The organism is Micromonospora sp. NPDC023956 (genome assembly GCF_040639195.1).
Taxonomy (GTDB): domain Bacteria; phylum Actinomycetota; class Actinomycetes; order Mycobacteriales; family Micromonosporaceae; genus Micromonospora.
Genome location: NZ_JBEZZN010000032.1, coordinates 1 through 12519, shown reverse-complemented (window position 1 = coordinate 12519; position 12519 = coordinate 1). Strand labels below are relative to the sequence as shown.

Sequence of the window (12519 nt, the reverse complement as noted above, 5' to 3'; positions counted from 1 at the left end):
ATAACTTAATTGGCACTGGCTTATCAAGCACCCTGTTGAGTTCTCAAAGAACAACCACACACCATCCGGAACCCTCACCGGGAACCATCCGGGGCAACCCCTCTAACTTACCCGACTTCGTTCCGGGCCGCAAGAGTCTCTTTCAAGATTCTTTCGGGCTGGCTTTCCGTCAGACCCACTCCGACGCACCCCGGTTACCGGGGGTCGTTGCTGAGGTGGGATTCCCGCAGACCGGCCGATCGCCGCTCTGCGGCGTTCCGCCCGGCTCCTGCCGGCTTTGGTACTGTACCCGGTCGGCTTCGCGATCGCAACCCCAACTTTCGGGGAACTTCGCACCGCCCGGTAACCAGGTCACTCGGCGTTTCCGCTTCAGTCCCGGTGCCCGCTTCGGCCGGTTTGTTCGGCCTCCCGCTTGCAGAGAGAAAGTTACGCGTCCGGTCGCCACTGCGCAAATCAACGTTCATCACTGTGTTTCCGAGGACCCGTCGACCGGGGTACCGGAAGGTCCCACCACCGGTGTACCGACAGGAGACGGTTCCGCGTGCCAGAGTGTCTGACATGGCTGACCTTCCACGGTCCCCGACGACGGTGCTCGCCGAAGACGCGCTGCTGGGACTCCTGCTCCCGATCTGGCAGCTGGTCATCGCGGTCCTCGTGCTCTTCGCCGTCGTGGCCTCGGTACGCCGGCTGGCCAGACGGGGACCGTCCCGGATGAGTACCGCTCTCCTGGTCACCGCCGCGGCCATCGCCGGCCTTGCCGTGATCGGTGTGCTGCTCCAGGAGACCTGACCCCGCTCAGAGTCGACGGTTCGCCAGACTGGGCAGCTCGGCGCGGATCGTCCGGAGCCGTTCGAGGTCGAGGTCGGCGACGGTGACACCGGTGCCGTCCGGGAGCTGGGTGAGGACCGTGCCCCAGGGGTCGATCACCATGCTGCGCCCGAAACACGTCCGGCCCGGCTCGTGGTCACCGGTCTGCCCGGCCGCCGCCACGAAGCACTGGTTCTCGATGGCCCGAGCCCGCAGCAAGACCTCCCAGTGGTCCCGACCGGTGTGCATCATGAAGGCGGCCGGCACCACCAGCAGTTCCGCACCCCCCTCGGTGGCCAGCTGCCGGTACAGCTCGGGGAACCGCAGGTCGTAGCAGATGGACAGCCCGACCCGCAGGCCGTCCACCGCGACCACCACCGGCTCCGTGCCGGGCGCGACGGTGGCGGACTCCAGGTACGAGACCCGGCCGGGGATCTCCACGTCGTACAGGTGGATCTTGCGATAGCTGGCGGCCAGCGCACCGGACCGGTCGAACACCAGGGACGTGTTGTACGTGTGCTCCGGGTCGGGCCCCCGCTCGTGGAACGAGCCCGCGATCACCCACATGCCCAGCCGGCCGGCGACCCCGGCGAAGAAGCTGCCCACCTCGCCGTCCACCGACTCCGGCTCGGGCAACCCGTCGCCCGGGCCGAGGTAGTCGACGTACTCCGGTAGGACGGCGAGGTCCGCGCCGGCTTCGGCGGCGCGGACCAGGAGACGCTCGGCGGTCGCGAGGTTGGCGGTACGGTCCTCGCGGGCGTTCAGTTGGCAGACGGCGACACGCATGCGCACCAGCCTAGGCGCGCCGTCCGGATCCGCGCTGTCCCCGATTCGGACCACGTTCCGGACGGCGCACCGCCCTCAGGCGGACTTCTCCTCGCGGTCCCGGCGGGCCCGCCGGCCGGTGAACTCGCGCGGCACGATGGTCGGGTTCACGTTCTCCAGGACCACCTCACGGGTGATCAGCACCCGCGCGGCGTCCGGGTTGCTCGGGACCTCGTACATCACCGAGAGGAGAACCTCTTCCATGATCGCGCGGAGGCCCCGGGCCCCCGTGCCGCGGAGCATCGCCTGGTCCGCGATGGCCTCCAGCGCGGGCGGCTCGAACTCCAGCTCGACGCCGTCGAGTTCGAAGAGGCGCTGGTACTGCCGGACCAGGGCGTTGCGCGGCGCGGTGAGGATCTGCACGAGGGCCTGACGGTCCAGGCTGCGGACGTTGGTGATCACCGGAAGCCGGCCGATGAACTCGGGGATCAGCCCGAACTTGAGCATGTCCTCCGGCATGACCTGGCTGAAGATGTCGTCGGTCGACCGCTCGGAGATCGCCCGGAGCCGGGCGCCGAAGCCGGTCCCGCCCTGGCCGGTGCGGGCCTCGATGATCTGGTCGAGACCGGCGAAGGCACCACCGCAGATGAAGAGCACGTTGGTGGTGTCGATCTGGATGAACTCCTGGTGGGGGTGTTTCCGACCGCCCTGCGGTGGCACGTTGGCCACCGTGCCCTCCAGGATCTTGAGCAGCGCCTGCTGGACACCCTCGCCGGAGACGTCCCGGGTGATCGAGGGGTTCTCGGACTTCCGGGCGATCTTGTCGACCTCGTCGATGTAGATGATGCCCGTCTCGGCGCGCTTGATGTCGTAGTCCGCGGCCTGGATCAGCTTGAGGAGAATGTTCTCCACGTCCTCGCCGACGTACCCGGCCTCGGTCAGCGCGGTGGCGTCGGCGATGGCGAACGGGACGTTGAGCATCCGGGCGAGGGTCTGCGCGAGGTGGGTCTTGCCGCAGCCGGTCGGCCCGATGAGCAGGATGTTGGACTTGGCCAGCTCGACGGCGTCGCTACCGGAGCCCGGCGCGCCGGCCGCCTCGGCCTGGATCCGCTTGTAGTGGTTGTAGACCGCTACCGCCAGGGCCTTCTTGGCCTGGTCCTGACCGACGACATAGTTGTCGAGGAACTGGCAGATCTCCATCGGCTTGGGAAGCTCTTCCCACTTCACCTCACCGGACTCGGCCAACTCCTCCTCGATGATCTCGTTGCAGAGGTCGATGCACTCGTCGCAGATGTAGACCCCAGGGCCCGCGATGAGCTTCTTGACCTGTTTCTGCGACTTGCCACAGAAGGAGCACTTCAGTAGGTCGCCGCCGTCACCGATCCGTGCCACCTACGTTCTCCCTGCACTCGTCGGCCGGTACGCCGGCCCTGGCTTGGGGACCTCGGTCCCCGTGTCCGTGTCTTACCCGCCGGTCCGACCCGGCGAAGGGGCACAGACCCGACGTTACCCGCTGCCGGGGGTTTCTCCGACCCCCAAAACGGGTGTGTCAGAGGCCGGCCGGGAGCACACCCCCGGGCCGACCCCCGACCCCCAACTGTTCAGCTGGCGGCGTTGGCTGCCAGCAGACCCTTCTTACGGCTGGTGAGGATGGTGTCGACCACGCCGTACTCGCGGGCCTCCTCCGCCGTCATGATCTTGTCGCGGTCGATGTCCTTACGGACCTTGTCCGCCGGCTGGTTGCAGTGCTTGGCGTACATCTCCTCCAGCTGCGTGCGCATCCGGAGGATCTCCCGCGCCTGGATCTCGATGTCCGAGCCCTGCCCGTAGCCGCCCTCGGTGGCCGGCTGGTGCATGATGATCCGCGAGTTCGGCAGGGCCATCCGCTTGCCCGGCGTACCCGCCGCGAGCAGCACCGAGGCGGCGCTGGCCGCCTGGCCGAGGCAGACCGTCTGGATGTCCGGCCGGACGTACTGCATGGTGTCGTAGATCGCCGTCATGGCGGTGAACGAGCCACCTGGCGAGTTGATGTACATGATGATGTCGCGGTCCGGGTCGGTGCCCTCGAGCGTCAGCAGCTGCGCCATCACGTCGTTGGCCGACGCGTCGTCGACCTGGACGCCGAGGAAGATGATCCGGTCCTCGAAGAGCTTGTTGTACGGGTTCGACTCCTTCACCCCGTACGAGGTGCGCTCGACGAACGACGGCAGGACGTAGCGGTTGTGCACCGGCGCGAAACGCGGCGGCAGGCTCAGGTCGGTCATCGTCAGCTCCTCGATCAGCTCAGGGTCCCGGCGCCTTCCGGAACCTGGGTGGCTCCGGTGATCACCTTGTCGATGAAGCCGTAGTCCAGGGCCTCCTGGGCGGTGAACCAACGGTCGCGGTCCGAGTCGGCCTCGATCTGCGCGTGCTCCTGCCCGGTGTGGAAGGCCACCCGCTCCTGGAACATGCGCTTCGTGTAGAGCATCTGCTCCGCCTGGATGGCGATGTCGGAGGCCGTACCGCCCATGCCGCCGGACGGCTGGTGCATCATGATCCGGGCGTGGGGAAGAGCGTACCGCTTGCCCTTGGTGCCGGCGCAGAGCAGCAGCTGGCCCATGGAGGCGGCCATGCCCATCGCCACGGTCGACACGTCGTTGTCGATGAACTGCATGGTGTCGTAGATCGCCATGCCGGAGTAGACCGAGCCACCCGGCGAGTTGATCCAGAGGTTGATGTCGCGGTGCGGGTCCTCCGCCGCGAGCAGGAGCAGCTGGGCGCAGATGCGGTTGGCGACCTGGTCGGTCACCTCGCTGCCCAGGAAGATGATGCGCTCCTTGAGCAACCGGTTGTAGACCGAGTCGTCGAGGTTGCCAAGGGGATCGCCACCGCGGGCCTCGATCGCCCGGAGCGGCATCGCTGGGATGTGCTTGTCGGTCATGGCAGCCCTTCGCTCTCCGTACCGTCTTACCCGACACTAACCGCTCCACCGGGTGACAGACCCCCGGTCAGGGCACTGTTCGCTCTCAGCGCAGTTGCCCGGGATCCGTACCCGGAAAAGGGTTTCGGCCGCCGAACGCCGCGAACGGCGGACGGCGGCCGACCCCGCGATCAGTGCTCGTGGTCGTGGTCGTGCGCCTCGTCACCCTCGGCCTTGAGGGCGTCCAGGGTGACGACGTTCCCGGCCGCGTCCTTGATCGTGATGCGCTCCATCACCGAGGCCAGTGCCTTGCCGCGCCGGACGTCGCCGAAGACGGCCGCCGCCGCGCCGGACCGGACCAGCTGGTCGTAGTACTGCTGGGGCGGCATCCCGGCGCGCTGCGCCCGGTGGACGATCTCGTGGCCGAACTCGTCGTCGGAGACCTGGACGTCGTCGGCGTCGGCCAGGGTGTCCAGCAGGAGCTGGATCTTGACACCCTCGGTCGCGGCCGTCTTCAGCTCCTCGTCGAGCTGCTCCTCGGTCTTCTCCTCGGCCGCGAGGTACTCCTCCAGCGAGGCGCCGATCCGCTCGAGCTGGTCGACCATCGCCTGCTTGCGGCTGGCGACCTCGTCGCTGACGACACCCTCGGGCGCCGGCACCTCGGCCGCCGCCACGAGCTGCTCGAGGGCCTTGTCCCGGGCGGCGTAGATCTGCTCGACCCGCTTGCCCTTGGCGATCCGCTCGCGCACGTCGCCCCGGAGCTCCTCGAGCGTGTCGAACTCGCTCGCCATCTGGGCGAACTCGTCGTTCAGCTCGGGCAGTTCCTTCTCCTTGACGGTGCGGACCGTCACCGCCACCTCGGCGTCCTTGCCGGCGAAGTCGCCGCCGACCAGCTGGGTGGTGAAGGTGGCGTTCTCACCGGCGGCGAGGCCGACGACGGCCTCGTCCAGCCCCGGGAGGAGCTGCTTGCTGCCGACCTCGTGGGAGAGGTTGGTCGCCGAGCCGCCCGGCACGTCCTCGCCGTCGACGGTGGCGTTCAGGTCGATCTGGACGAAGTCGCCCTCCTGGGCGGCGCGCTCGACGGTCTTGAGCGTGGCGAACCGCTCGCGCAGGCTCTTGACCTGCTCGTCGATCTCGCTGTCGTCGATCTGGAGCTCGTCCACGGTGACCTCGACGGTCGCCGGGTCGGGCAGGGTGAGCTCCGGACGGACGTCGACCTCGGCGGTGAAGTTGAGGCTGTCCCCGTCGTTGAACTCGGTGATCTCCACGTCCGGGCGACCCAGCGTCTTCAGGTCGTGCTCACGGACGGCGGCGAGGATGTTCTGCGGGATGGCCTCCTGCACCGCCTCGTTGAGGACGGCGCCCCGGCCGACCCGCTGGTCGATCACCGCGGCCGGGACCTTGCCCTTACGGAAGCCGGGAACCTGGACCTGCTGGCCGATCTCCCGGTACGCCTTCCTGAGGCTCGGCTCGAGCTCGACGAACGGCACCTCGATGGCGAGCCGCACGCGCGTCGGGCTCAGAGTCTCGACGGTGCTCTTCACAGGCGTACTCCTTGAACGGATCTCGGTTTTGAGTCTGGGCGGGATTCAGCCCATCGAGTGTAGGCGAGCCGGCCGGACGCTCCGGCAGCCGCCCAGGTACCGCGACGGCGGCACTCCGGCGGCCCGGCTGCGGACGACAGTCGGGGTGGCGGGATTTGAACCCACGGCCCCTCGCTCCCAAAGCGAGTGCGCTACCAAGCTGCGCCACACCCCGTGGCGACCAGAAGTGTATGCCGTCGGCGCGGGGCAGGGACGTCCGGGCGGGGCACTCGGCGACAGATTCCGACAAATTCCACCCCGACCGGTCCGGGCGATCGGGCCCCACCAGCAGACGCGGGCCGGCGGGCCGGGTCGGCGCAGGTACGCCACCCGGAAGGGCGCGACCGCTCGGTGACGGTGGCCACGGCGGCCACGACCCGTCCGGGCGGTCGCGCCCCGGGACCCCGTCACCGCGGTGGCCGCACCTCTCCCCCGGGGTCGACCCGGGTGCGGCGTCCACCGGGACGGAATGCGGCTGCGCGGCGCACCGGGGCACGCGGTAAGCTGTCGGGCGTCCCCGGGGAACCGGGAACACGCGGGCGTAGCTCAATGGCAGAGCTTCAGTCTTCCAAACTGACGGTGCGAGTTCGATTCTCGTCGCCCGCTCCACCAGTTCCGGCCCAGGTCAGCGGCACGATCGCCGCACCTGGGCCGTTCTCGTCCTGGCGCATCGACCGGGTGCGTCGGGTGGTCTGGAGAACCTCGGACGACCGTGACGTCGCCGTCGGTGAGTCCGGTGGCAGGGTCGTCTCGGAGACGGTCACCGCCAGCGCGGCGGGCATCCTCATCGTGGTGTACAACTGCGCCGTGGATGCCACGGTGCTCAGGCAGGCGCTGGACGACGTTTTCGATCAGGCGCTGGTGTACCACGGGTTTACCGACTACATGCGGGACTACGAGGTCATCGTGTATGCCACTGCGGACCCTCGCACCGGCATCCCGCCTGCCTACCTCCGTTACCTGTTCCGGTACTGCGTCGAGGCGACCTGCCGAACGACTGTGGCGCCGCCCACCTGGCGCGAGTCCTTGGACGACCGCCTCGTCGACCATGAGACCGGCGTCGACCTGGACGGCTACGTATGGGGCGTGAAGTGGCACTGCCTGTACCCGGGCGCGCAGGTGGTGGACGGATCGCCCGGGGCCCAGAGGTGGGCCGGAGCGGTCGGCATCGAGTTCCACGAGGTGCGGATCGAGACCAATGCTCACGCCCTCACGTTGATCTTCTCCGACCTGCAGGTCAGCGAACTGCCGCCCGGATACAGCCCGTTCGTGACCGAGGACGTCGAGCCGACGGCCGCCCCGGCGGTCGAAGCCCACGGTCCGTTGCCGAGCGGCACCCCGAACGTGTAGCTCCCGGGTCCTCGTCCTGATCCTCTACCCCCGTCAGCAGGCCGGACCACGCCATGCCGTGACGATCGATGTGGCAGGCTCCCTCGGCATGACCCCGGCAGGCGGAAGACCGTTCGTCGACGGAACGCCAGAGGACAGCCCGTACCCGTGCCCGTGCTGTGGCTACCTGACACTGGGCGAACGCGGTGGCTACGAGATCTGCGACGTGTGCTTCTGGGAGGACGACGGACAGGACGACCACGACGCCGCACGCGTACGGGGTGGACCGAACCGGCTGAGCCTGCTCGATGCCCGCCGCAACTACGCCCGGTACGGGGCCAGCGACCCGAAGGACCTGAAGCACGTTCGGCCGCCCCGACCCGACGAGCACCCCACGACCGGTCGTCAACCCGACCTCCGGTCCGATTGACCCGCTGCGCGTACGACGACGGGAAGCACCCGTACACGTGGTTAATGGCTTGTCGGTTCCCCGGGTGTCGCCGAGGATGGCGGCCATGGCCACGACCCGGCGCGCCGACATGTTCATCGATCTCCGCGACGACCCGCGGGAGAACGGACCGACGGTGGGCGACGAGCGCACCACGCTGGTCGAAGCCCTGCGCACCGCCCGTCTCACCCTGGAGCTGAAGTGCTCCGGCCTCGATGCGGAGGCCATGGCGCGGCGCGCCGTCGAGCCGTCGACGATGTCGCTCCTGGGGCTGGTACGCCACCTGGCCGAGATCGAGCGTGGGACGTTCCGGACGATGATGGCGGGTCAGGACGTGCCCCGGCTGTTCTGCTCCGAGACCGACCGGGACGGTGATTTCGACGGTGCCGTGGCCGACCCCCGGGTGGTGGCGGAGGCGTGGGACGCCTGGCGCGCGGAGGTGGACTTCGCGACGCGCTTCGTGGCCGAGGCGCCCAGTCTCGACATCACCGGCGACGACCCGCTGAACCAGCACGGCAGTGGGGGCGGGCAACTGTCCCTGCGTGACGTGCTGGTCGGGATGATCTGGGAGTACGGCCGCCACATGGGTCACGCGGACCTGTTGCGCGAGCGGGTCGACGGACGCATCGGCCAGTAGCCCCAGCCGACCGGCTGGCCGACCAGACGTGCGGAGGGCGGGCGCTTCCCGCCACCACCACCGGACCGGGAACCCACCATGGATGCCACCGATCGCCGTGAGCTGGCCCGTAGGGCGCTCGACGGCTACGTGAGCGGTCCCGCCGCGCCGATCCAGGCGACGGCCCGCGCCCTGGCGAAGGTCGACACCGCGCTGGCCGTGGTGCTGGTCGAGGGCATCAGCGACCAGATCGCGCTGGAGACGCTCGCGGTGGGCCGTGGCCGGGATCTCGAGGCGGAGCGGGTGGTGGTCGTGCCGATCGGCGGCGCGCACGCGATCGGCCGTTTCCTGACGAGTCTGGGCCCGCTGGGCACCGGGGTGCGCCTCGCCGGTCTGTGCGACCTGCACGAGGAGGAGATCTTCCGGCGGGGCCTGGTCACCGCGCGGGTCGGCTCACCCGGCAACCGTGCGGACCTGGAGGACCTCGGCTTCCACGTCTGCGTGGACGACCTGGAGGACGAGCTGATCCGGGCCGTGGGCCCGGCAGCGGTCGAGGCGCTCTTCGACTCGCAGGGGGACCTGGGGTCGTTCCGTTCGTTGCAGAGCCAGCCCGCCTGGCGCGGCCGGGAGCCCGGAGCGCAGCTGCGACGGTTCCTGGGCAGCGGCGCGCGCCGCAAGCTGCGTTACGCACGGCTGCTGGTCGAGGCGGCGGTGGTCCGGGATGTCGTGCCTCGGCCGCTCGACGCGCTGCTCGCCGCCGTGTGACCGCAAGCCTCGGACCGTCCGGACGAGAGGCAGGATCGGCGGCGTGCTGGCGCACCGCCCCGGCGCGTTCACCGGGTCATGGTGAGACTCCTCTTGGCGAGCTCGTAGGCGGGCAGTATCTCGGTGTGCTCCTCGCTGTCGAAGCTCTCGAGCGAGACTGCGACGATGCCCCGGGGGGTCTGGACGGCGAACACCCGTTCCTGCTCCATCGCGTCGTCGAGCTGGCTCTTTTCCTGGTAGACGACCTCCAGCGCAGGGCGGTCGCCGATTCGCGACTCGGTGTAGGTCGGCTCGTGTGCGTCGGTACCGATGAAGGCTTGCAGGCTCGGCCGCAGCTCGTCCCCGGCTCCTGTCCACACCCGGAGGAAGCCGAGGTTGCCGGCGGGTTTCGCGTCGATCTCGCACACCATCGTCAGTGGACCCCGGCGCGCGAGTTCCGCCAGCGGGTTGTCCGGCGCGACGGTGACCGCCTCGGGTTTCCACGACTCCGCCAGGGCGAAGGTGACGGGCAGTTCGCAGGCACTGCCCGGGGCACCGATGCGGGCCGCCGCCACCGCCACCGGTGTCGTGGCGGGCGGTGCCGCAGCGTCCGGCGTGGACTCCGGAGCCGCGTCGGTCCGCCCGCAGCCGATCAGGGCGAGTGTCGACGCGATCAGGGCGACAGCGGCGGCGCGCCACGCCCGGCCACCGTGCGTTCGGGTGCTCACGGACCGGGGAGTCTACGGCTGTGGCCACGCCGGGACCCATCGGCCCGAGATTGATCACCGGTTACGCCTGGGCTAGCGTCCGCGTCCGTGAAACCACTCCGTGTTCTCTCCGCCGTGCTGGTCTGTGCCGCCCTGACGCTCGCCGGTTGCGGCGGTGCGGACGACACCACGGCCGGTCCCGCGCCCTCCGCCGGACCCACGTCCTCCGCCACCTCGACGCCCTCCTCGCCGACCACCTCCTCCGCACCCGCACCGTCGACCTCGGTGGGCGGCACGGGTGACAAGGAGATCTGCACCTCCGTCAAGGAGATCGGCAACGACATGAAGGCTTCGCTCGTCACCGCTCTCCAGGCCGACCAGGCGGCGGCACCGGCCGCGTTCCGGAAGGTCCTCACCGATCTGGAGGGCAAGTTGACGGCGCTGGCCGCGACCGGGGGCGACACTGCGGTGACCACCGCCATCCGGGCGTTCACCACGGAGGCCGCCAAGGCGGCGAAGGCCGCGGACCCGGCGACGGCCGCCGACAACCCGGCCTTCGAGAAGGCCGGCACGGACCTCACCGCCGCCTGCAAGAAGGCGGGAGTCGAGGTCAACTTCTGACGGTGCCGGTACGCGCGCCCGCCGTGGTCGGCGACGAGTGGGGAACGGTCAGCTGCGGAGCCACCCGGTGAGCAGGTCGACACACTCGTCGCCGAGGACGGGGGCGGCGTCCCGGGCGAGCCGGCGGAGGTCGTCGCGCTCGGCGGCGGTGACCGCGAGGGCGGGTGGCGTCGGGTGCCGCCCGGTCGGACGGACGGCGTCGCGGGCCAACCGGACGACGTCCGCGCGACCGCGTCGGGCCAGCCCCGGGTCGGGGTCGACGGCCAGCAGCAGCCCGGCGCGCAGCCTCGCCCGCACGTCCCCCGTGCCCAGCAGGCGGTAGCCGGCGCGGCGCAGCTCCGCCCGCGGGTCGGCGAGCAGGTCCCAGGGCAGTGCGGGCGGCAGGGCACCGGCGAGGGGACGTAGCGCGGTGGCGGCCTCCCGGACGACGGCCGGTGCGGGGTCACGCAGCAGCGGGGTCACCAGGGGAAGACCCACGGCGTCGAGGAGCCGCAGTCCGCGTACGGCGGCGGCGCGGACCGGCGCGGCCGGGTGGGCGAGCAGCGGGTGCAGCAGCGCCGCGTCGGTCGACGGGGCGGTCTCGGTGAGTCCGGCGATCGCCCCGGGGGTCGGCGCGTCGCCGGTGACGACCCGCCGGTAGTGCGCCCGAGCGTCGGTGCCGTCGCGTCGGGCGGCCTCCCGGGCGATGGCCCGGACCAGGTCGGCGGGGTCGTCGAGGCGGGCCGACACCTCGGCGAGGTGGCCGAGACGCAGCAGGCCGGTGAGCGCGGTCGCCCGTACCGCCGGGCGGCGGCTGCCGGCGAGGCGTCGCAGGGTCGGGATCCGGCCGGTCCACACGGCGTCCCGGCAGGCGGTCTCGGCGGCCCGGACCCGGACCAGCGGGTCGGGGTCGGACTCCGCCGCCTCGACCAGGTCGTCGCGGTCCAGCCAACCGTGTGCCAGGCCGATGGTGAGGACGAACCGGCGCTGCCCGGCGGGGCCGGACCGGCCGAGCGCCCGGCGTACCGGCGGGGGTGCGGTGAGCAGCGCGGCGGTGACCTGGGTGACCGCGAAGCCGCCCCGGGAGCGGGCCCCGACCAGCAGCGCCGTGGGCAGCGTCGCCGGCAGGTAGCCGGCCGGGTCGTCGGCCAGCAGTGTCACCAGGGCCGCGCGGGCCGGGGTTCGCACCTGCTCGACCCAGTCCCCGGTCCGCAGGACCAGGAACGGCGCCAGCTCCGGGGCGGGTGCGGCGAGCATGGCCCGTACCGCGCGCTCCCGGATCCGTCCGTCGGGGTGCGCGCCGGCCAGGGCGACGGCGACCGCCCCGGGCGCGGGCCGGTCGAGCCGGGCGGCGAGGTGCGCGGGGCCCGGCGTCCGGCGCGGTGCGGACCACCGGTCCTCGCGGACGTGTTCGTCGAGCCGGGCCACGGTTCTCGGCGCGCGGGCCAGCAGTGCGAGCGCGGCCCGCGCGGACTCCGGGGCACCGGTGGCGTCGACGGCCGCCAGCACCTCGACGAGGTGGGCGAGGTCGTCCCCGCGACCACCGGCAGCGCGGGACACCGCGACGGCCACCTCCGACGGCAACGGATCCGGCTGCGCTGCCGCGCTGGCGGGACGGTGGGCGTGGCGCCGCGGGAGACGCGGGAGTCGCAGGACCATGGGACCGATCATGTCGGTCGTGGGCTGCGCGGGCCAGGTGCGACCGGTCCGGGGGCAGCACGTGGCCGAGGGGCGACGTCGTCGCCGGCGTCCGCACCGCAGGCCAACTGTCGTGTCTATCGCGTCTACGACTCGTGAAGCAACGTTTCACGCGTAGAAGTTAATCAATATCATCCTCAGATCGTGAACATTGCAGAAATCCAGGTTTGTAAATATCGACGCTAGGATTCTCCCATCGTCCAGCGCCTCTCGAGTGGGCTTCGGGTCCCACGAGAGGCCACCACAGTAGGAGGACCGGGAGATGACACTCCCCCGCACTCACCGGCGTACCTTCGCCGCGGTCGGCGTGCTCGCCAGCGCCG

13 protein-coding genes and 2 tRNA genes are annotated in these 12519 nt (G+C 70.7%); 7 read left to right on the top strand and 8 right to left on the bottom strand.

The window, feature by feature from the left end; genetic code table 11:
* The first annotated feature begins 558 nt into the window (after positions 1–558).
* Positions 559–789 carry a hypothetical protein gene (locus AB0F58_RS29765; RefSeq protein WP_088982520.1) on the top strand — a complete coding sequence of 77 codons (231 nt, stop codon included), beginning with the start codon at positions 559–561 and terminating at the stop codon, positions 787–789.
* 6 nt (positions 790–795) lie between these two features.
* Here AB0F58_RS29765 and AB0F58_RS29760 read toward each other — a convergent pair whose 3' ends face one another.
* From AB0F58_RS29760 to AB0F58_RS29735, 6 genes are all read right to left on the bottom strand, one after another.
* Positions 796–1593: a carbon-nitrogen hydrolase family protein gene (locus AB0F58_RS29760; protein WP_357150156.1), complete on the bottom strand. Its 798-nt coding sequence runs from the start codon at positions 1591–1593 to the stop codon at positions 796–798.
* A 75-nt stretch (positions 1594–1668) separates the two neighbouring features.
* Positions 1669–2964, bottom strand: a complete 1296-nt coding sequence (gene clpX, locus AB0F58_RS29755; protein WP_357150153.1) for an ATP-dependent Clp protease ATP-binding subunit ClpX — start codon at positions 2962–2964, stop codon at positions 1669–1671.
* Positions 2965–3173: 209 nt separating this feature from the next.
* Complete coding sequence (locus tag AB0F58_RS29750) at positions 3174–3836, bottom strand: ATP-dependent Clp protease proteolytic subunit (RefSeq protein ID WP_357150150.1); 663 nt, start codon at positions 3834–3836, stop codon at positions 3174–3176.
* 14 nt (positions 3837–3850) lie between these two features.
* Positions 3851–4492: an ATP-dependent Clp protease proteolytic subunit gene (locus tag AB0F58_RS29745; RefSeq protein ID WP_357150147.1), complete on the bottom strand. Its 642-nt coding sequence runs from the start codon at positions 4490–4492 to the stop codon at positions 3851–3853.
* Positions 4493–4662: 170 nt separating this feature from the next.
* Positions 4663–6015, bottom strand: a complete 1353-nt coding sequence (gene tig / locus AB0F58_RS29740; RefSeq protein ID WP_357150144.1) for a trigger factor — start codon at positions 6013–6015, stop codon at positions 4663–4665.
* Between the two features lie 140 nt (positions 6016–6155).
* Positions 6156–6229, bottom strand: a tRNA-Pro gene (locus tag AB0F58_RS29735).
* Positions 6230–6589: 360 nt separating this feature from the next.
* Between AB0F58_RS29735 and AB0F58_RS29730 the strand changes: the two genes are divergently transcribed.
* The 5 genes from AB0F58_RS29730 to AB0F58_RS29710 all read left to right on the top strand — a co-directional run bounded on the left by AB0F58_RS29730 (position 6590) and on the right by AB0F58_RS29710 (position 9212).
* Positions 6590–6663 (top strand) — tRNA-Gly (locus AB0F58_RS29730).
* A 78-nt stretch (positions 6664–6741) separates the two neighbouring features.
* The gene (locus AB0F58_RS29725) at positions 6742–7404 is read left to right on the top strand and encodes a hypothetical protein (protein WP_357150141.1); all 663 of its coding nucleotides are present in this window, start codon (positions 6742–6744) and stop codon (positions 7402–7404) included.
* Positions 7405–7492: 88 nt separating this feature from the next.
* Complete coding sequence (locus AB0F58_RS29720) at positions 7493–7813, top strand: CPCC family cysteine-rich protein (protein ID WP_357150138.1); 321 nt, start codon at positions 7493–7495, stop codon at positions 7811–7813.
* 85 nt (positions 7814–7898) lie between these two features.
* Positions 7899–8468 (top strand): DinB family protein, encoded by a 570-nt coding sequence (locus AB0F58_RS29715; protein WP_357150135.1) that lies wholly within the window; start codon positions 7899–7901, stop codon positions 8466–8468.
* Positions 8469–8546: 78 nt separating this feature from the next.
* Positions 8547–9212 carry a TOPRIM nucleotidyl transferase/hydrolase domain-containing protein gene (locus AB0F58_RS29710; RefSeq protein WP_357150132.1) on the top strand — a complete coding sequence of 222 codons (666 nt, stop codon included), beginning with the start codon at positions 8547–8549 and terminating at the stop codon, positions 9210–9212.
* Positions 9213–9280: 68 nt separating this feature from the next.
* Here AB0F58_RS29710 and AB0F58_RS29705 read toward each other — a convergent pair whose 3' ends face one another.
* The gene (locus AB0F58_RS29705; RefSeq protein WP_357150129.1) at positions 9281–9919 is read right to left on the bottom strand and encodes a lipoprotein; all 639 of its coding nucleotides are present in this window, start codon (positions 9917–9919) and stop codon (positions 9281–9283) included.
* An 87-nt stretch (positions 9920–10006) separates the two neighbouring features.
* Here AB0F58_RS29705 and AB0F58_RS29700 point away from each other — a divergent pair, with 87 nt between their 5' ends.
* Complete coding sequence (locus tag AB0F58_RS29700; RefSeq protein WP_357150126.1) at positions 10007–10519, top strand: hypothetical protein; 513 nt, start codon at positions 10007–10009, stop codon at positions 10517–10519.
* Between the two features lie 48 nt (positions 10520–10567).
* Here AB0F58_RS29700 and AB0F58_RS29695 read toward each other — a convergent pair whose 3' ends face one another.
* Positions 10568–12058 carry a hypothetical protein gene (locus AB0F58_RS29695; RefSeq protein ID WP_357150123.1) on the bottom strand — a complete coding sequence of 497 codons (1491 nt, stop codon included), beginning with the start codon at positions 12056–12058 and terminating at the stop codon, positions 10568–10570.
* Positions 12059–12519 lie beyond the last annotated feature (461 nt).

Excerpts from the sequence above, each read along its gene's own strand:
- AB0F58_RS29745 (WP_357150147.1), bottom strand. The coding sequence starts at position 4,492 with ATGACCGACAAGCACATCCCAGCGATGCCGCTCCGGGCGATCGAGGCC.
- AB0F58_RS29765 (WP_088982520.1), top strand. The coding sequence starts at position 559 with ATGGCTGACCTTCCACGGTCCCCGACGACGGTGCTCGCCGAAGACGCG.
- AB0F58_RS29720 (WP_357150138.1), top strand. The coding sequence starts at position 7,493 with ATGACCCCGGCAGGCGGAAGACCGTTCGTCGACGGAACGCCAGAGGAC.
- AB0F58_RS29715 (WP_357150135.1), top strand. The coding sequence starts at position 7,899 with ATGGCCACGACCCGGCGCGCCGACATGTTCATCGATCTCCGCGACGAC.
- AB0F58_RS29710 (WP_357150132.1), top strand. The coding sequence starts at position 8,547 with ATGGATGCCACCGATCGCCGTGAGCTGGCCCGTAGGGCGCTCGACGGC.
- AB0F58_RS29750 (WP_357150150.1), bottom strand. The coding sequence starts at position 3,836 with ATGACCGACCTGAGCCTGCCGCCGCGTTTCGCGCCGGTGCACAACCGC.
- AB0F58_RS29760 (WP_357150156.1), bottom strand. The coding sequence starts at position 1,593 with ATGCGTGTCGCCGTCTGCCAACTGAACGCCCGCGAGGACCGTACCGCC.